The organism is Streptomyces abyssalis (assembly GCF_001751365.1).
In the GTDB taxonomy this organism is placed as follows: Bacteria; Actinomycetota; Actinomycetes; order Streptomycetales; family Streptomycetaceae; genus Streptomyces; species Streptomyces abyssalis.
The window spans coordinates 231,976-249,621 of sequence record NZ_LJGT01000041.1 but is presented as its reverse complement, the minus strand read 5'-3'; the positions used below and the strand labels follow the sequence as shown (position 1 = coordinate 249,621).

The window sequence follows — 17,646 nt, the reverse complement described above, 5'->3', positions numbered from 1 at the left end:
CATCCCCTGCGGGTCACCCCGTGACCGTGACCTCCACCCGCTGGAACTCCTTGAGCTCCGAGTAGCCGGTGGTCGCCATCGCACGGCGCAGCGCGCCGAAGAAGTTCATCGAGCCGTCCGGGGTGTGCGAGGGACCGAGCAGGATCTCCTCCGTCGTACCGACCGCGCCCAGGTCCATCCGCTTGCCGCGCGGCACGTCACCGTGCACGGCCTCCATGCCCCAGTGGTGCCCGCGGCCCGGCGCGTCCGTGGCCCTGGCCAGCGGCGAGCCCATCATCACCGCGTCGGAGCCGCAGGCCACCGCCTTGGGCAGGTCGCCGGACCAGCCGACGCCGCCGTCCGCGATGACGTGTACGTAGCGGCCGCCCGACTCGTCCAGGTAGTCCCGGCGCGCCGCTGCGACATCGGCCACAGCGGTCGCCATCGGCACCTGGATACCCAGCACGTTCCGCGTCGTGTGCGCGGCGCCGCCGCCGAAGCCGACCAGCACACCGGCCGCGCCGGTGCGCATCAGATGCAGCGCCGCCGTGTACGTGGCGCAGCCGCCCACGATGACGGGCACATCCAGCTCGTAGATGAACTGCTTGAGGTTGAGCGGCTCCGCCGCCCCCGACACGTGCTCGGCGGAGACGGTCGTACCGCGGATGACGAAGAGATCGACGCCCGCGTCGACAACCGCCTTGGAGAACTGGACCGTTCGCTGCGGAGAGAGCGCGGCGGCCGTCACCACGCCCGCGTCACGCACCTCCTTGATCCGCTCGCCGATCAGCTCCTCCTTGACCGGCTCCGCGTAGATCTCCTGCATCCGGCGGTTGGCGGTGCGCTCGTCCAGCTCGGCGATCTCGGCGAGCAGCGGCTCCGGGTCCTCGTAACGCGTCCAGAGCCCTTCGAGGTTGAGCACACCGAGCCCGCCCAGCTCACCGATGCGGATCGCGGTGGCGGGTGACACGACGGAGTCCATCGGGGCGGCCATGAAGGGCAGTTCGAAGCGGTAGGCGTCGATCTGCCAGGCGATCGAGACCTCTTTGGGGTCACGCGTGCGGCGGCTGGGCACCACAGCGATGTCGTCGAAGGCGTACGCCCGGCGCCCGCGCTTGCCGCGCCCGATCTCGATCTCTGTCACCTGTGAAGCCCTTCTCGCCGTGCGCTGTGCTCTGCTGCCGCTCCAGTATCACCGACAGGCGGCGCCCTGCGGCCCGGTGGGTGCCGGGCTCAGCGTCGTGAGTAGTTCGGCGCCTCGGTCGTCATCTGGACGTCGTGCGGGTGGCTCTCCTTCAGCCCTGCCGAGGTGATGCGTACGAACCTGCCGTTCGCCTTCATCTCCGGCACGGTGCGCCCGCCGACGTAGAACATCGACTGCTTGAGACCGCCGACCAGTTGGTGCACCACGGCACCGAGCGGGCCCCGGTAGGGCACCTGTCCCTCGACGCCCTCGGGGATGAGCTTGTCGTCCCCGCCGACCTCTTCCTGGAAGTAGCGGTCCTTCGAGTACGACTTCTGCTCGCCCCGCGACTGCATCGCGCCCAGCGAGCCCATTCCACGGTAGGACTTGAACTGCTTGCCGTTGATGAACAGCAGCTCGCCGGGCGACTCCTCGCAGCCGGCGAGAAGCGACCCGAGCATCACCGTGTCGGCGCCCGCCACCAGGGCCTTCGCGATGTCGCCGCTGTACTGCAGGCCGCCGTCGCCGATGACCGGGACCCCGGCCTCCTGCGCGGCGAGCGAGGCCTCGTGGATCGCCGTCACCTGCGGCACCCCGATGCCCGCGACGACGCGCGTCGTGCAGATGGAACCCGGCCCGACACCGACCTTGATGCCGTCGGCCCCGGCGTCGATCAGCGTCTGCGCACCTTGACGGGTGGCGACGTTGCCACCGACGACGTCGACCGGGGAGTTCGACTTGATCTTTGCGACCATGTCGCCGACGAGCCGCGAGTGACCGTGCGCGGTGTCCACCACGACGAAGTCCACGCCCGCCTCGATCAGGGCCTGCGCACGCTCGTACGCGTCCCCGGCGACACCGACGGCCGCACCGACGACGAGCCTGCCGTCCGGGTCCTTCGCGGCGAGCGGATACTGCTCGGCCTTCACGAAGTCCTTGACGGTGATGAGCCCCTTGATGACGCCGGCGTCGTCGACCAGCGGCAGCTTCTCGATCTTGTGACGGCGCAGCAGCTCCATCGCGTCGTTCCGCGAGATGCCGACCTTGCCGGTGACCAGCGGCATCGGCGTCATCAGCTCGCGCACAGGCCGGTCGCGGTCGGACTCGAAGGCCATGTCACGGTTGGTGACGATGCCGAGCAGCTTGCCTGCCTCGTCGGTGACGGGCACGCCGCTGATGCGGAAGCGGCCGCAGAGCACGTCGGCGTCACCCAGCGTCGCGTCCGGACGGATCGTGATCGGGTCGGCGACCATGCCGGACTCGGAGCGCTTGACCCTGTCGACCTGGGCCGCCTGGTCCTCGATCGACAGATTGCGGTGCAGCACGCCGACGCCGCCCTGACGGGCCATCGCGATGGCCATCCTGGACTCGGTGACCTTGTCCATCGCCGCCGACAGCAGCGGTACGTTCACGCGGACGTTGCGGGAGATCCGCGAGCCGGTGTCGATGTCACCGGGAGCCATGTCGGACTCGCCGGGCAGCAGCAGCACGTCGTCGAACGTCAGCCCGAGCATGGCGAACTTCGCAGGTACTCCGGCTTCGATTCCGACTCCGTCGTTCGCTGTCATGACACCTTTCCAATGCTGGCCCGGGGTGAAAGTCCATGCTAAACGGCCCGGAACTACTGCTCCGCCAGTGCCCTCAGCCTGCTCAGCGCCCTGTGCTGGGCGACACGTACCGCCCCGGGCGACATCCCGAGCATCTCGCCGGTCTCCTCCGCGGTGAGCCCGACGGCGACGCGCAGCAGCACCAGCTCGCGCTGATGCTGCGGCAGATTGGCAAGCAGCTTCTTGGCCCACGCCGCGTCGCTGCTGAGCAGCGCGCGCTCCTCCGGGCCGAGCGAATCGTCGGGCTGCTCGGGCATCTCGTCGGAGGGCACCGCCGTACTGCCGGGGCCGCGCATGGCGGCCCGCTGCAGATCGGCGACCTTGTGCTGGGCGATGGCCACGACGAAGGCCTCGAAGGGTTTCCCGGTGTCGCGGTAGCGCGGCAGTGCGCAGAGCACCGCGATGCAGACCTCCTGTGCGAGGTCGTCCACGAAGTGCCTTGCGTCGCCCGGCAGTCGGGTCAGCCGCCTGCGGCAGTAGCGCAGCGCCAGCGGATGGACGTGGGCGAGGAGGTCGTGCGTGGCCTGCTCGTCGCCCTCCCTGGCGCGTCGTACGAGTGCGCTCACGACCGCGGTGTCGTCGTGCCCGTCGTTGCGCATCGGTCCATGGTGCACCTGAGCCGAGCGTTCCGTCGCACCGCGCCCCTGGTTGTGCACCGAAGCGTTATGAGCAGGGGCACTGGCCCTCATCTCCCGCGCCCTCCCCTCACGCCTGACCGAACGGTCCCCGAGGAACTCCATACAACAAGCATGCGGCACTCGCGGGATTCCTGGGCCGCTTACGCCGCCCCGCCCTTCCCCCGGGGCCGGCCCCGAAGACCGCGCGTGGCGGAACTTCGCAGGCGGGGACGGGCGGGCCATGAGCGAACGTGAGCTATCTATCGAACGAGACCCCAGCGGAAGCCCAGAGCCACGGCGTGGGCGCGGTCCGAGGCGCCGAGCTTCTTGAACAGACGCCGGGCGTGGGTCTTCACCGTGTCCTCGGAGAGGAAGAGCTCCCGGCCGATCTCGGCGTTGGACCGGCCGTGGCTCATGCCCTCGAGCACCTGGATCTCACGGGCGGTGAGCGTCGGGGCGGCCCCCATCTCGGCCGAACGCAGCCGCCGGGGTGCCAGCCGCCACGTCGGGTCGGCCAGCGCCTGCGTGACGGTGGCCCGCAGCTCCGCGCGCGAGGCGTCCTTGTGCAGGTAGCCGCGGGCGCCCGCCGCCACGGCCAGTGCCACTCCGTCGAGATCCTCGGCCACCGTCAGCATGATGATGCGGGCGCCGGGGTCGGCCGACAGCAGTCGCCGCACGGTCTCCACACCACCGAGACCGGGCATGCGGACATCCATGAGGATGAGGTCGGACCGGTCGGCACCCCAGCGGCGGAGGACTTCCTCGCCGTTGGCCGCCGTCGTCACACGCTCGACGCCGGGCACGGTCGCGACCGCGCGGCGGAGCGCCTCTCGGGCAAGCGGGGAATCGTCGCAGACGAGGACGGATGTCATGACCGCCCTCCGCAGCTGATGCGCGTCACCTTGAGCCTCCAGGCTGTTACGAATCGTCACCTGTGCGATTGACACCCCTCGGACACCAGTGCCCGAGATCATTCCGCCAACCGCCTCCGCACACTCAACGACGGTCACCCAAAAGAGTTACGGGTTTCGGCCACCGCCATCAGCACTCTACGTGATCGCGCGTACACAGTTCTGCCGCATCGCACTGAAGGGTTTCCCCGAGTGGCGTCTTTTACCTTTTGCCCTATTTAGCAGACTTAGTTCTGCTTCGCGCTTTCTTTCGGCTAGGTTCGCAATGAGTCATATTTGTCTATAAATGGACGGAGCGAGAGCGAGCCTCAAGTACGCCGACGAGAGGACACGCAATGGCAGACTTCTCCCGCCTCCCGGGCCCCAACGCAGACCTGTGGGACTGGCAGCTGCTCGCCGCCTGTCGCGGAGTCGACAGCTCTCTCTTCTTCCACCCCGAGGGCGAGCGCGGCGCGGCCCGCAGTGCGCGCGAGGCGTCCGCGAAGGAGGTCTGCATGCGCTGCCCCGTCCGCTCGGAGTGCGCGGCGCACGCCTTGGCGGTGCGCGAGCCGTACGGCGTGTGGGGCGGGCTCACCGAGGACGAGCGCGAGGAGCTCATGGGCCGGGCGCGCAGCAGGCTCGTCGCCGTGCCCGACGGCCAGAACTGAGCAGAAACGTTCACCCTGGGCGCTTCACGCTCAGGGGGTTGTCCCTTCGGCCCTTCGGTCTTCGTCGCCGGCGTCATCTCGCCGCCGCTGCCGCCTCGTTCGCCGCCGCCGCGGAACTCGGTCGTCCGCGGAGATTCACCCATTTAGCCTGACGCTCATGAACCTTCTGTCCGTCAACGTCGCCAAGCCGCTGCGCGCCCCCTCGTACACCGACGCACCGGGGAGCCTGACCGGCATCGACAAGCGTCCGGCCTCCGGGCCCGTCGGCGTCTCCGCGCCAGGCCCGAAGGGCACCGGCGGAAGCGCCCTCGCCGACGACACCATCGGCGACATGCGCCACCACGGCGGCGACCACCAGGCCGTGTACGCCTACGCACGCGAGGACCTCGACGGATGGGCCCGTGAACTCGGCCGGGACCTCGACCCAGGCTGCTTCGGCGAGAACCTCACGACCGAGGGGCTGGATGTGAACGGTGCGCGGATCGGCGAGCGCTGGCTCATCGGGGACCAAGTGGTCCTGGAGGTGACCGCGCCGCGCATTCCCTGCCGTACCTTCGCGGGCTGGCTCGACGAGCGCGGCTGGGTCAAGCGCTTCACCGAGCGGGCCCTGCCCGGCGCGTATCTGCGCGTGGTCCAGCCGGGGGCGGTGTGCGCCGGGGACGGCGTGGTCATCGTCCACCGCCCGGACCACGAGGTGACCGTGAGCTTCCTCTTCCGCGCGCTGACACGGGAGCCCGAGCTGCTGCCGCGCGTCCTCGCCGCGGGCGACGCGCTGCACCCGGAGGCGCGGGGCAAGGCCCTGCGGCGTACGGGCGGCTGAAGCGCGGATAGCGTGCCCCCCATGACGACTGCGCTGATCACGGGAGCGACCTCCGGCCTCGGGGCCGCCTTCGCCCGGCGGCTCGCCCGGGACGGACACCACCTCGTACTGGTCGCCCGCGACAAGGACCGCCTGTGGGAACAGGCGACACGGCTCCACGACCTGCACGGTGTCGAGGCGTCCGTCCTGAAGGCCGACCTGGCCACGGAGGACGGCATCTCGGCCGTCGAGGACCGGCTGGCAGACCGGGAGCATCCCGTGGATCTGCTGATCAACAACGCGGGCTTCGGCAACAAGGGCACCTACCTCGACGTCCCCATGCAGGACGAGCTCACGATGCTCAAGGTCCACTGCGAGGCCGTGCTCCGGCTCACCTCGGCGGGGGCGGCGAGCATGCGGGAGCGGGGGCGCGGCGGTGTCGTGAATGTCGCCTCGGTCGCGGCGTTCGTGCCGCGGGGCACGTACGGGGCGAGCAAGGCATGGGTCGTCCAGTTCACGCAGGGCGCGGCGAAGGATCTGGCGGGGTCGGGGGTGCGGCTGATGGCCCTGTGCCCCGGTTTCGTACGGACGGAGTTCCACGAGCGCGCCGGGATGGACGCGGGCAGCGTTCCGCGGTGGATGTGGCTGGACGCGGACGCGGTGGTGGCCGCGGCGATGAAGGACCTGGTCCGCGGCCGGAACCTCTCGATCCCGGACGCGCGTTACAAGACGCTCATGGGGGCGGCGAGGCTCCTTCCCAGGGAGCTGCTGTCGAAGGCGTCCTCGACGACGGGGCGGCGGTTCGGGCCGCGTTGACCGCACAGCGGGTCGCCATGTGCGCCTCGGGGTGCGTTTCTGGTGGCGGGGGCGTGCCGCTCCGGGGTACATGTCCGGACCCGTCCCCTGCCTTCGGCGGGGAGACCCCATATTTACCTCCCTGAACCGTCAGCCTGCTTGTTCAGCCCTCCATGTGCCGGTCGGCAAATCACGGGCAAGCGTCCGGACACGCACCCCTGCGCGTCCCGCCCCCTCCCCTCCGTCGGCGGCTCCCCGCCGGTGGCCCCAGTCAGTTGCCTCGTTCCTCCCGTCGGACCCGCTGCCGCTCTCGGACCACGGCAGGGCCCAACGGGCCCCTGAACACCGATGGTTGGAGCCGCAAGGCACGTACACGTGCCGAAAGGTCCGCACGGCAGCAACCCGCAACCTGTCCGGGAACCACCAGGGGAAAGCCGCTCGGACGACCGGAGGGGGTGGGACGCGGAGGCGGTGGCTCCGGGAAACTCAAGCATGATTTGCGGACCGCCATATGGGAGCCAGAACAGGTCCCCGTACCGGTACAGGGAGGTAAATCATGCCTTCCCGGAGCCACCGCCGCAGCGGCACGCACCCGGAACCCCGAACACACCGCACGCGAACACGCGGCGGGCCCAGTCGGACAACCAGAGGCCCGGCGCCCCCAAGCGGGGAGCACCGGGCCTCGGTCGGGTGGGCTGACGCGTCGGCGTCAGTGCGCGTGGCCGTGGCCGTGGCCACCCGCTGCCGGCTCTTCCTCCTCCGGCTTCTCGACGACCAGCGTCTCGGTCGTCAGCATCAGCGACGCGATCGACGCCGCGTTCTCCAGCGCGGAGCGCGTGACCTTGACCGGGTCGATGACGCCGGCCTTGATCAGGTNGAGACCCCATATTTACCTCCCTGAACCGTCAGCCTGCTTGTTCAGCCCTCCATGTGCCGGTCGGCAAATCACGGGCAAGCGTCCGGACACGCACCCCTGCGCGTCCCGCCCCCTCCCCTCCGTCGGCGGCTCCCCGCCGGTGGCCCCAGTCAGTTGCCTCGTTCCTCCCGTCGGACCCGCTGCCGCTCTCGGACCACGGCAGGGCCCAACGGGCCCCTGAACACCGATGGTTGGAGCCGCAAGGCACGTACACGTGCCGAAAGGTCCGCACGGCAGCAACCCGCAACCTGTCCGGGAACCACCAGGGGAAAGCCGCTCGGACGACCGGAGGGGGTGGGACGCGGAGGCGGTGGCTCCGGGAAACTCAAGCATGATTTGCGGACCGCCATATGGGAGCCAGAACAGGTCCCCGTACCGGTACAGGGAGGTAAATCATGCCTTCCCGGAGCCACCGCCGCAGCGGCACGCACCCGGAACCCCGAACACACCGCACGCGAACACGCGGCGGGCCCAGTCGGACAACCAGAGGCCCGGCGCCCCCAAGCGGGGAGCACCGGGCCTCGGTCGGGTGGGCTGACGCGTCGGCGTCAGTGCGCGTGGCCGTGGCCGTGGCCACCCGCTGCCGGCTCTTCCTCCTCCGGCTTCTCGACGACCAGCGTCTCGGTCGTCAGCATCAGCGACGCGATCGACGCCGCGTTCTCCAGCGCGGAGCGCGTGACCTTGACCGGGTCGATGACGCCGGCCTTGATCAGGTCGCCGTAGTCGCCGGTGGCCGCGTTGAAGCCCTGGTTGCGGTCGAGTTCGGAGACCTTCGAGGTGATGACGTAACCCTCGAGGCCCGCGTTCTCGGCGATCCAGCGCAGCGGCTCGACGACGGCCCGGCGCACGACGGCGACGCCGGTCGCCTCGTCGTCCTTCTTGCCGAGCGAGTCCTCCAGGACCTTCGCGGAGTGCACGAGGCTGGCGCCGCCGCCGGCGACGATGCCCTCCTCGACCGCCGCACGGGTCGCGGAGATCGCGTCCTCCAGGCGGTGCTTCTTCTCCTTGAGCTCGACCTCGGTCGCGGCACCGACGCGGATGACGCAGACGCCGCCGGCCAGCTTGGCGAGGCGCTCCTGGAGCTTCTCGCGGTCCCAGTCGGAGTCGGTGGCCTCGATCTCGCCCTTGATCTGGGAGACGCGGGCCTCGACGTCCTCACGCTTGCCCGCACCGTCGACGATCGTCGTGTCGTCCTTGGTGACGGTGATGCGGCGTGCGGTGCCGAGCACGTCCAGACCGGCCTGGTCGAGCTTGAGGCCGACCTCCTCCGCGATCACGGTGGCGCCCGTGAGCGTCGCCATGTCGCCGAGCATCGCCTTGCGGCGGTCGCCGAAGCCGGGCGCCTTGACGGCGACGGCGTTGAACGTGCCGCGGATCTTGTTCACGACGAGGGTGGAGAGCGCCTCGCCCTCGACGTCCTCGGCGATGATCAGCAGGGGCTTGGAGCCGCCGGCCTGCATGATCTTCTCCAGCAGCGGCAGCAGGTCCTGGATGGAGCTGATCTTGCCCTGGTGGATCAGGATGTACGGGTCGTCGAGGACGGCCTCCATACGCTCCTGGTCGCTGACCATGTACGGCGAGAGGTAGCCCTTGTCGAAGGCCATGCCCTCGGTGAAGTCGAGCTCCAGGCCGAAGGTCTGGGACTCCTCGACGGTGATGACACCGTCCTTCCCGACCTTGTCCATCGCCTCGGCGATCAGCTCGCCGACCTGCTTGTCCTGGGCGGACAGGCCGGCGACCGAGGCGATGTCCTCCTTGGAGTCGATGGGGCGGGCGTTGGCGATCAGGTCGTCGGAGACGGCCTTGACCGCGGCGTCGATGCCCTTCTTCAGGGCGGCGGGCGAGGCGCCCGCCGCCACGTTGCGCAGGCCTTCGCGGACCAGGGCCTGGGCGAGCACGGTGGCGGTGGTGGTGCCGTCACCCGCGATGTCGTTGGTCTTGGTCGCCACCTCCTTCACCAGCTGCGCGCCGAGGTTCTCGTAGGCGTCCTCGACCTCGACCTCACGGGCGATGGTCACGCCGTCGTTGGTGATGGTGGGTGCGCCGAACTTCTTGTCGATGACGACGTTGCGGCCCTTGGGGCCGATCGTCACCTTCACGGTGTCGGCCAGCTTGTCGACGCCGCGCTCGAGGGCGCGGCGGGCGTCCTCGTCGAACTTCAGGATCTTCGCCATGGGAGCTGTTGAGTCCTCTCGAACGAACCGCGCCCCGGCCCCCGGTACATCTCGTGTGATGCGGGAGGGACCGGGGCGCGGATCAGAAGTGTCTTCCGGCTGCGGTGACTTACTTCTCGACGATCGCGAGAACGTCGCGAGCCGAGAGGACGAGGTACTCCTCGCCGCTGTACTTCACCTCGGTGCCGCCGTACTTGCTGTACAGCACGATGTCGCCGACGTTCACGTCGAGCGGCAGACGGTTGCCGTCCTCGAAGCGGCCCGGGCCTACAGCCAGGACCGTGCCCTCCTGGGGCTTCTCCTTGGCGGTGTCCGGGATGACCAGGCCTGAGGCCGTGGTCTCTTCAGCGTCGAGCGGCTGGACCACGATGCGGTCCTCAAGCGGCTTGATGGCAACCTTGCTGGCGGTCGTCACGATCCGACCTCCCCCTTCGGAGATCTCATAACGGGGTCTTATGTCTGGGGTGGCGACCTGGCTGATCCGTCGTCGCGGGTGCCGGATCTTCCTGTCGCTGATGTCTGGCACTCGCAATGGGAGAGTGCCAGGGTCGACATTATGCCGCGGTTAGCACTCCGTCAACACGAGTGCCAGTCGTGCGAGCCTCATCCGCGACCCCGGGCTGTCCGTTCCCCGCCGGGACGGGAGAATGCGGGAGTGGACCGTGAGGCGTTCGCCGGGCTGCTCGGCGATGAAGGACAGGCGCTGCTGGGGTCGTTGGAAGGGTACGACCCGGACCGCGAACTGGCCGTGGCGACGCGTCTGCGCCGTACGCACGCACCCGAGCTGGTCTCGGCCGCCCTCGCCCAGGCCCGGCTGCGGCAGCGGGCGGCGGCGAAGTTCGGCGCGGAGGACGCGGCGCGCATGTACTTCACGCCGAACGGCCTGGAGCAATCGACGCGTGCGAGCGTCGCCGCCTACCGGGCGGAACGCTTCTCCGCGGCGGGCGTGCCGGTGCTGGCGGACCTGTGCTGCGGCATCGGCGGGGACGCGATCGCGCTGGCGCGTGCGGGGATGCACGTACTGGCCGTCGACAGCGACCCGTTGACGTGCGACGTCGTACGGGCGAACGCGGCGGCGCTGGGTCTGGCCGACCGCATCGAGATCCGTTGCCAGGACGTGGGCGACGCCGATGTCTCCGGCTGCGACGCCGTGTTCGTGGACCCCGCGCGCCGTGGCGGCAAGGGGCGGATCTTCGACCCCGAGGCGTACTCGCCGCCGCTGTCGTGGGCGGTCGAAGTGGCCCGCCGCGTCTCGCATGCGGCGCTGAAGGTCGCGCCCGGCATTCCCCACGAGGCCGTTCCGGACGACGCCGAGGCCGAGTGGATCTCGGACTCGGGGGATGTGAAGGAAGCCGTGCTCTGGTTCGGGGCGGGGAGGGGAGCGGGAAGCACGGCAGAGAGTTCCCCCGTACGAGCGACCCTGCTGCCCGGCCCGCGTTCACTCCTGTCGCGCGGGCTGGCCGATCCGCCCGCCGGGCCGGTCGGCCGCTACCTGTACGAGCCGGACGGCGCGGTCGTACGCGCGCACCTCGTGGCGGAGGTGGCCGCGGAGCTGAACGGCCGGCTCATCGATCCGACGATCGCCTATGTGACGTGCGACGAGCCGCACGTCACCCCGTACGCGACGGGCTATGAGATCACCGACGTGCTGCCCTTCCAGCTGAAGCGGCTGCGTGCGCTGCTGCGTGAACGCGGCATCGGCACTGCCACCATCAAGAAACGGGGCTCGGCCGTGGAGCCCGCGGAGCTGCGCAAGAAACTCAAGCTCGAAGGGCCGGGCATCTGCACGGTGTTCCTCACCCGGGTGGCGGGTGCGCCCACCGTGCTTCTGGGGCAGCCGCTCGAAGGACCGGCAGGCGCCTAGCTGTTCGGGGTCTCCCGCCGGCTCCGTCCCGCCCGGTCCGTGCGCTCAGACCTGCTCGAAGCGCCAGCGGTGCACGGGCCGGGCCGTCAACTCCTCGGGGGGATCGGGCAGTTCGGGAAGCTTCGCGGACAGCCCGCCGGACCACCAGGTGATGACGAGGACGCGGTCGCCGGGAGCGGTGTAGGTCTCGCGGCGCTGCGGTGCTTCCGCCAGCTCCTGGTCACGTGCCCAGGCCAGCAGCTCGCCGCCGCGGCCGCCGGCCGCCTTGGCCTCCCACATCAGTGCGACGGTCACGAGTAGAGGTTCTCCCGGCTGAGTTCGTGCACGTGGTCGTGGGAGTGCCCGTGCCCGTGGGCGTGGCCATGTGCGTCCGCCGGGCCGGGCAGGTGTGGTTCGGTGACCGGGAGCGAGGAGTCCGCCGGAAGGTCCCAGCCGGACGTGGCGCGGCGCCGCGCGACCATCTCGGCGCCGAGCGCCGCGACCATCGCACCGTTGTCCGTGCACAGCTTGGGGCGCGGGACGCGCAGCTCGATGCCCGCGCGGGTGCAGCGTTCCTCCGCCATCGCGCGCAGCCGCGAGTTGGCGGCGACGCCGCCGCCGATCATGAGATGGTCCACGCCCTCGTCCTGGCAGGCCCGGACGGCCTTGCGCGTCAGCACGTCGGTGACCGCCTCCTGGAAGGACGCGCTGACGTCCCGTACGGGCACCTCCTCGCCCGCGTTCCGCCTGGCCTCGATCCAGCGGGCGACGGCCGTCTTCAGGCCGGAGAAGGAGAAGTCGTACGGGGCGTCGCGCGGCCCCGTCAGACCCCGCGGGAAGGCGATGGCCTCCGGGTCGCCCTCACGTGCGTACCGGTCGATGACGGGGCCGCCCGGGAAGCCCAGGTCGAGCACGCGGGCCACCTTGTCGAAGGCCTCCCCCGCCGCGTCGTCGATGGTCGAGCCGAGCGGGCGTACGTCCGCCGTGATGTCGGGAGCGAGCAGCAGCGAGGAGTGTCCGCCGGAGACGAGCAGCGCCATGGTCGGCTCGGGCAGGGGGCCGTGTTCGAGCTGGTCGACGCAGATGTGGGAGGCGAGGTGATTGACGCCGTAGAGGGGCTTGCCCAGCGCGTACGCGTACGCCTTGGCCGCGCTGACGCCCACGAGGAGCGCACCCGCGAGCCCTGGCCCGGCGGTGACGGCGACGGCGTCGAGGTCGGAGGCCGAGACGCGGGCCTCACGCAGGGCGCGTTCGATGGTGGGGACCATCGCCTCCAGATGGGCGCGGCTGGCGACCTCGGGCACGACGCCGCCGAAGCGCGCGTGCTCGTCGACGCTGGAGGCGATGGCGTCGGCGAGCAGGGTGTGGCCGCGGACGATGCCGACGCCGGTCTCGTCGCAAGAGGTCTCGATGCCGAGGACGAGGGGTTCGTCAGCCATGGGTCTTCGTTCCTTGGGAAGAGTTCGCGGAGGGGGCGGGGGTCTCCAGGCGCATGACGAGGGCGTCGACGTTGCCGGGCTGGTAGTAGCCGCGCCGGAGGCCGATTCTGGTGAAGCCGAAGCGCTCGTAGAGACGTTGTGCGGGTGCGTTGTCCACGCGGACCTCCAGCATCACCTCGTGGCAGCCGAACGCGTCGGCCGCGGCGAGGAGTTCACCCATCAGGCGGGCGGCGAGGCCGGTGCCGCGGTGGGCGGGGAGGACTCCGATGGTCTGGATGTCGCCGGTACCGCCGACGGCGGCGAGGCCTCCGTACCCGACGAGGGTGTGCTCCTCGCCGCCCGGTGCCCGGCTCTCGGCCACGAGATAGCGGCGGGTGGCGCCGGGGCCGCGGGCGTGCGCCAGCTCCGACCAGAAGAGGCCGGCGGTCCAGGCGTCCTCGGGGAAGAGGACGTGTTCGAGACCGAGCACGCGCTCGATGTCCCACCAGCGCATTTCGCGGAGCACCACGTCGGCGCTCCGCCGGGGGCGGTCCTCCGCGGCGGTACGGGTCACCTGGGCGTGACCACCTTGTAGTTGGCGGGGACGCGGGCGTCGGGTCGGCGGAGGTAGAGGGGCCGCGGCGGGGGGAACTCCTCGCCCTTGGCGAGCCGCTCGGCGGCGAGACACGCGAGCGCCGCGGCCGAGGAGTCGAGAGGGAGGTCGGTCCGCAAGCCCGTGAAGGTCTCCTCGTACAGCCGCGCGCCGGCGCCGACGGCCGGCAGCGCCGTGATCTCCGCGGGCAGTTCGCCGGGGCGGTCCACCGCGGGGTCGCCGAGGCGGGTACGGGCGTCTGAGTAACGCGCCCAGTAGACCTCCTTGCGGCGGGCGTCCGTCGCCACGACGAACGGGACCTCCAGGCCTGAGGCGTACGCGATGCCGTCGAGCGTGCACATCCCGAGCACCGGAATCCCGAGCGCGGCGCCGAAGGACTCGGCGGTGGCGAGCCCGACCCGCAGCCCGGTGTACGGACCGGGCCCCGTGCCGACGACGACGCGGTCGACGTCCCGCAGGGGGCGGCCGGCCTCGCGCAGCACCCGGTCGACCGACGGCAGCAGCAGCTCACCGTGACGGCGGGCGTCGGTCTGGTCGGAGGCCGCGAGGAGGCGGTCGCCGTCGGTGTCGTACAGCGCGACGGTGATGGCCGGGGTGGCGGTGTCAAGAGCGAGCAGCAGCACGGTAGCCAGCCTACGGCGGATGGGGAGCGGCCGTTTCCAGGGTCCCGTACTGGACGCTTTCGGGTGACCTGCGGAGTCCGGCTCCCGGCGGGAGCGGGGACGTCTACGTGGTCCGCGAGGTCCCCGAGGGCCCCGAGGCCCGCGCGGTCCGCCAGGCCCTCAGCGCTGCCCGGCCGGGCCCTGCGGCATGTGCTTCGCGCCGTCGCCGAAGGGCATGTCCGCGCCGGTCAGCTGTGCCCGTATCCCGTCCTTCTCGACGGAGATCTCCCGCAGACGCACGTCGCCGGGCACCTCGGGCAGCCGTACCGACAGCGACAGCTTCTCCGCCAGCTTCGGCTCCTCGATCTTCTTCAGGCTCTCGATGAGGCCGGGGTCGATGCCGATCCGTTTCAGCAGCGAGGGGTGCTCCAGCAGCACATCCAGCATGTTGATCTTCATGAGTCTGTCGACGAAGCGGGGAGCGCCGGTCGTACGGCGCAGCTCCGTCTCGCTCTGCCGCACCTGTGCGGCGCGTTCGGGGGTGAGACCGAAGCGCTCGGCGACCGAGCCGACCCGGAAGAGAGCCTTCGCGTCCGCCGCGTCGCGCTTGATGCGCTCGGCGACCGGCCGGGCCAGCCGGAGACCGCCGTCCTTGCCCGGGGTGTAGGAGAACAGGCCGGGGACCTTGAGCCGCATGCGGTCGACGGTCGTGCCGACCCCGTGGTCGCCGGTACGGCGCAGATGGGCGCGCGCTCCCACCTGGACCCGCTTGCCCGCCACGGGCAGCTCGCCGTGGGCCAGTACGGAGTCGCGCGAGCCGGCGGTGAAGTCCACCTGGGACGTGCCGAGTTCGCGGTCCAGGTCGTCGAAGTCGAGAAGCACGTCGCCCTTCATCCGGCCCAGCACCGCGCCCTTGATGGAGGACGGGGCACCGCCCACGATCCGTACGTCCTCGACGGACCCCTTCACCTGCGCGACCGATATCCGGCCCGCCGGGACGTCCGGGACCGCGATGTCGACGTGGTCGAGCCGCTCGCCGGCGAGCTGCGTCAGGAACGGGAAGCCGCGGATGTGCACCTCCGGCTCGGCGTGCAGCTTCATCGCGCTCTTGACCTTGCCGGCGGCCTTGTTCTCGGCGTACAGGGCCGCCCAGCGGTCGCCGACGACGAGGAACGCCAGCAGGACCACGACGGCGACGGCGGCCTTCACGGTCCTCCGCGCCCGCGAACGGCGGCGCCTGCGCACCGCGCGGAGGTAGGGCATGCGGTCCTCGGGGGCCTCGTCGTACTCGGAGCGCAGAGCCAGCCCCAGAAAGCCGTCGTCGGGCGTCTCGCCCCCGTGCCCGTCGCCCGCGTCGCCGCCGAAGCCGTCGTACGGGCTGCCGTAGAGGCCGGAGCCGGCGACGGGGAGTCCGTCCGGACCGGTGCGGGCATGCCGGGCACCCTGGCCGCCCGCGTGGTCGGCGCCGTGGTCACCGCCGTGGCGCGGGCCCCGGCCGGGGCCCGCCGCGAGCGCGTCGTACGGGCTGGGTCCGCGGGGGGCGGCCGGTGGCGCGTCCGGCGACGCCAGCTCCTCGTAAGGATTCGGTGCCGTCCTTGTCCACCCTGTGGAACTTGTCGGGGGTCGGTGCGCGCTCATCGGCCAATGCGAACACAAGCTCGACACGATCTCCAACTCGCGCCTGTGGAACTGGGGGTACGGCAGCACCGTTCCGCATGCCCCCCGCACCGCCCCCTCCCGAGCCCGGCCGTCGCCGCGTCACCTGCTGCTACCGTCGACGCGCGGGGACGGCGGACATGGGAAGGGGCGGCGCACGGTGGCACGTGGCAGCAGCGCGGGAGCGGTCGTGGCGGCGCTTACGGCGGCGGCTCTGGCCGTCGTCGGTTACTTCACCTACCAGGCGAGCGCCGCGCAGGACCGCGCGGAGGCGGGCGCCTCCGACTCCGGCGGTTCCGGGGAACTCACGGAGCGCGAGAAGGAGGAGAAGGAGCGGGAGACCAACCTCCCCGCGTTCTCCGGTGCGGGCAAGCGCGTCGTCTACGACCTGGACCGGAACAGAGTCTGGCTGATGAACCCCGACCAGGAGGTGAAGCGCACCTTCCGCGTGGCCCCGAGCTCCGTCGACCCGGAACCTGGGACGTACAAGGTCGAATCCCGCGCGCCGCACGTCACGGGCTCGGACGGGGTGCCCGTCGAGAACGTGGTGCGCTTCGCGACGAGCCAGGGCACGACCATAGGGTTCAGCGCCGCGCTCGACGGGTCGTTGCCGGACGCCGACCAGGTGCGTCAGACCGGCGGGATCCGGGAACGCCGTGCGGACGGTGAGGCGATGTGGCTCTTCGCCACGATCGGCACGAAGGTCGTGGTGGTCCGCTGAGGGGCGTGACCCGGTGAAGAGCGTGGCCCGCTGAAGGACTCGGCCGCCCGGGCCGTGATGGGGCTCCAGGGGCCGTGACCGGGCCTCGGATCTCTCCGGTTACGGGGCGGGGCTCGGGCTCCGGGCGGCGGCTGCGGCCACGCCGCCGCCGTACCCGGCTCCGAGGCGGTTCGGGCGGGTCGGACCGCTGGGGTGCTTGCTTCAGGCGGCGTCCTGGCCCGGGTGAGCTTCCGCCGCGCCTGTCATCGTGGCCGTCCCGGCTTCGTCGTCGCCGCGCTTCGCGCGCCCGGCCTCGGACGGGGAGCCGTCCACGTCGGAAGGCGGCGTCGAGACCGCGTCAGCGGCAGCGCACGACGCCAGCAGCGCACGCATGGAAACGCCTTGCTCCCCGGGAGCCGACGGCGGCGCGCCGGGCTTCCGCGCTCGGTCTTCGGCGGGCATGGGATCCTCCCGTGGCTCCTGGGCGGGCGGGTCGGGTGAGGCACACCTAACCTCGCGCTCACGACCATCTGACCACGCCCGCCGCCGCCCGTGCAACATCTTGCCGACAAGCTGTCGGGACGTACGGACCGGGCGGACCGCCCGCCGGAGGTCACCCGAGCAGGGAGAGATCCACCCCGCGCCACCGCTCGCCGACGCCGGTCACCGTCACGGTCCGCTCGTCGTCCTGGGCGTCTTCCGCGCCGCCGTCCCCGCCGTCGTCCGCGCCACCGTTCGCAGCCGCGCCGGTCTCGCGCTCGATCACCACGTGGAGCCGGTCCTCCGAGAGTTCCTCGACACGTCCCTCGCCCCACTCCACGATCACCACCGACTCCGGCAGGGACACGTCCAGATCCAGGTCGTCCATCCCCTCCAGCCCCTGGCCGCCCAGCCGGTACGCGTCGACGTGCACCAGCGGCGGCCCGTCGCCGAGCGGCGGATGCACTCGTGCGATGACGAAGGTCGGCGAGGTCACGGCGCCGCGCACGCCGAGCCCCGCGCCGATGCCGCGGGCGAGCGTGGTCTTGCCCGCGCCCAGCTCGCCTGTGAGCAGTACGAGGTCGCCAGGGCCGAGCAGCCCGGCGATGCGCTGTCCCACCTCCCGCATCCGTTCGGCGGTGGGGACGAGCGCGGTGCGACGGACGGCGAGCGGCTCGGCCGCCGCCGGGGACTGTGGTGCTTCCAT

At 71.2% G+C, this 17,646-nt stretch carries 18 protein-coding genes and 1 pseudogene; 5 read left to right on the top strand and 14 right to left on the bottom strand.

The features are described 5' to 3' along the window. Positions 1–13 precede the first annotated feature (13 nt). From AN215_RS22025 to AN215_RS22010, 4 genes are all read right to left on the bottom strand, one after another. Complete coding sequence (locus tag AN215_RS22025) at positions 14–1,123, bottom strand: GuaB3 family IMP dehydrogenase-related protein (protein ID WP_070011551.1); 1,110 nt, start codon at positions 1,121–1,123, stop codon at positions 14–16. Positions 1,124–1,212: 89 nt separating this feature from the next. Then, positions 1,213–2,730 carry an IMP dehydrogenase gene (gene guaB / locus AN215_RS22020; RefSeq protein WP_070011552.1) on the bottom strand — a complete coding sequence of 506 codons (1,518 nt, stop codon included), beginning with the start codon at positions 2,728–2,730 and terminating at the stop codon, positions 1,213–1,215. A 53-nt stretch (positions 2,731–2,783) separates the two neighbouring features. Beyond that, positions 2,784–3,368, bottom strand: a complete 585-nt coding sequence (locus tag AN215_RS22015; RefSeq protein ID WP_070011553.1) for a sigma-70 family RNA polymerase sigma factor — start codon at positions 3,366–3,368, stop codon at positions 2,784–2,786. A gap of 278 nt (positions 3,369–3,646) precedes the next feature. Beyond that, positions 3,647–4,258 carry a response regulator transcription factor gene (locus AN215_RS22010; RefSeq protein WP_003948568.1) on the bottom strand — a complete coding sequence of 204 codons (612 nt, stop codon included), beginning with the start codon at positions 4,256–4,258 and terminating at the stop codon, positions 3,647–3,649. A gap of 374 nt (positions 4,259–4,632) precedes the next feature. On the opposite strand from AN215_RS22010, the gene AN215_RS22005 reads away from it, so the two are divergent. From AN215_RS22005 to AN215_RS21995, 3 genes are all read left to right on the top strand, one after another. Further along, positions 4,633–4,944: a WhiB family transcriptional regulator gene (locus AN215_RS22005; RefSeq protein ID WP_070011554.1), complete on the top strand. Its 312-nt coding sequence runs from the start codon at positions 4,633–4,635 to the stop codon at positions 4,942–4,944. Positions 4,945–5,101: 157 nt separating this feature from the next. After that, positions 5,102–5,764: an MOSC domain-containing protein gene (locus AN215_RS22000; protein WP_070011555.1), complete on the top strand. Its 663-nt coding sequence runs from the start codon at positions 5,102–5,104 to the stop codon at positions 5,762–5,764. Between the two features lie 21 nt (positions 5,765–5,785). Continuing rightward, a complete protein-coding gene (locus AN215_RS21995) occupies positions 5,786–6,559 on the top strand; it encodes an SDR family NAD(P)-dependent oxidoreductase (protein ID WP_070011556.1) in 774 nt (257 codons plus the stop codon). Positions 6,560–7,247: 688 nt separating this feature from the next. Here the strand turns inward: AN215_RS21995 and groEL are convergent. The 3 genes and pseudogenes from groEL to groES all read right to left on the bottom strand — a co-directional run. Then, positions 7,248–7,412 (bottom strand): annotated as a pseudogene (groEL, locus tag AN215_RS30905) (chaperonin GroEL); the annotation flags it as partial. Between the two features lie 590 nt (positions 7,413–8,002). After that, positions 8,003–9,628, bottom strand: a complete 1,626-nt coding sequence (gene groL / locus AN215_RS21990) for a chaperonin GroEL (protein WP_070011557.1) — start codon at positions 9,626–9,628, stop codon at positions 8,003–8,005. A gap of 109 nt (positions 9,629–9,737) precedes the next feature. Then, entirely contained in the window at positions 9,738–10,046 is a 309-nt protein-coding gene (gene groES / locus AN215_RS21985; protein WP_070011585.1) for a co-chaperone GroES, read from the bottom strand. A gap of 138 nt (positions 10,047–10,184) precedes the next feature. Between groES and AN215_RS21980 the strand changes: the two genes are divergently transcribed. Then, a complete protein-coding gene (locus AN215_RS21980) occupies positions 10,185–11,492 on the top strand; it encodes a class I SAM-dependent methyltransferase (protein ID WP_079123316.1) in 1,308 nt (435 codons plus the stop codon). Between the two features lie 45 nt (positions 11,493–11,537). Here the strand turns inward: AN215_RS21980 and AN215_RS21975 are convergent, their stop codons facing one another. The 5 genes from AN215_RS21975 to AN215_RS21955 all read right to left on the bottom strand — a co-directional run bounded on the left by AN215_RS21975 (position 11,538) and on the right by AN215_RS21955 (position 15,742). After that, positions 11,538–11,786: a hypothetical protein gene (locus AN215_RS21975; RefSeq protein ID WP_070011559.1), complete on the bottom strand. Its 249-nt coding sequence runs from the start codon at positions 11,784–11,786 to the stop codon at positions 11,538–11,540. Continuing rightward, entirely contained in the window at positions 11,783–12,910 is a 1,128-nt protein-coding gene (tsaD, locus tag AN215_RS21970) for a tRNA (adenosine(37)-N6)-threonylcarbamoyltransferase complex transferase subunit TsaD (protein WP_070011560.1), read from the bottom strand. The genes AN215_RS21975 and tsaD overlap by 4 nt, the downstream gene beginning before the upstream one ends. Further along, entirely contained in the window at positions 12,903–13,403 is a 501-nt protein-coding gene (rimI, locus tag AN215_RS21965; protein WP_070011586.1) for a ribosomal protein S18-alanine N-acetyltransferase, read from the bottom strand. Before rimI ends, tsaD begins: the two co-directional genes overlap by 8 nt. A gap of 56 nt (positions 13,404–13,459) precedes the next feature. Next, positions 13,460–14,125 (bottom strand): tRNA (adenosine(37)-N6)-threonylcarbamoyltransferase complex dimerization subunit type 1 TsaB, encoded by a 666-nt coding sequence (gene tsaB / locus AN215_RS21960; RefSeq protein WP_070011561.1) that lies wholly within the window; start codon positions 14,123–14,125, stop codon positions 13,460–13,462. Between the two features lie 159 nt (positions 14,126–14,284). Then, positions 14,285–15,742, bottom strand: a complete 1,458-nt coding sequence (locus AN215_RS21955; RefSeq protein WP_070031226.1) for an LmeA family phospholipid-binding protein — start codon at positions 15,740–15,742, stop codon at positions 14,285–14,287. A 178-nt stretch (positions 15,743–15,920) separates the two neighbouring features. Here AN215_RS21955 and AN215_RS21950 point away from each other — a divergent pair, with 178 nt between their 5' ends. Continuing rightward, positions 15,921–16,481: a L,D-transpeptidase gene (locus AN215_RS21950; protein WP_070008654.1), complete on the top strand. Its 561-nt coding sequence runs from the start codon at positions 15,921–15,923 to the stop codon at positions 16,479–16,481. Positions 16,482–16,682: 201 nt separating this feature from the next. Here AN215_RS21950 and AN215_RS28830 read toward each other — a convergent pair whose 3' ends face one another. Next, positions 16,683–16,922, bottom strand: coding sequence for a hypothetical protein (locus tag AN215_RS28830; RefSeq protein WP_079123315.1), 240 nt, complete (start codon positions 16,920–16,922; stop codon positions 16,683–16,685). 151 nt (positions 16,923–17,073) lie between these two features. After that, a complete protein-coding gene (gene tsaE, locus AN215_RS21945) occupies positions 17,074–17,646 on the bottom strand; it encodes a tRNA (adenosine(37)-N6)-threonylcarbamoyltransferase complex ATPase subunit type 1 TsaE (protein WP_070008655.1) in 573 nt (190 codons plus the stop codon).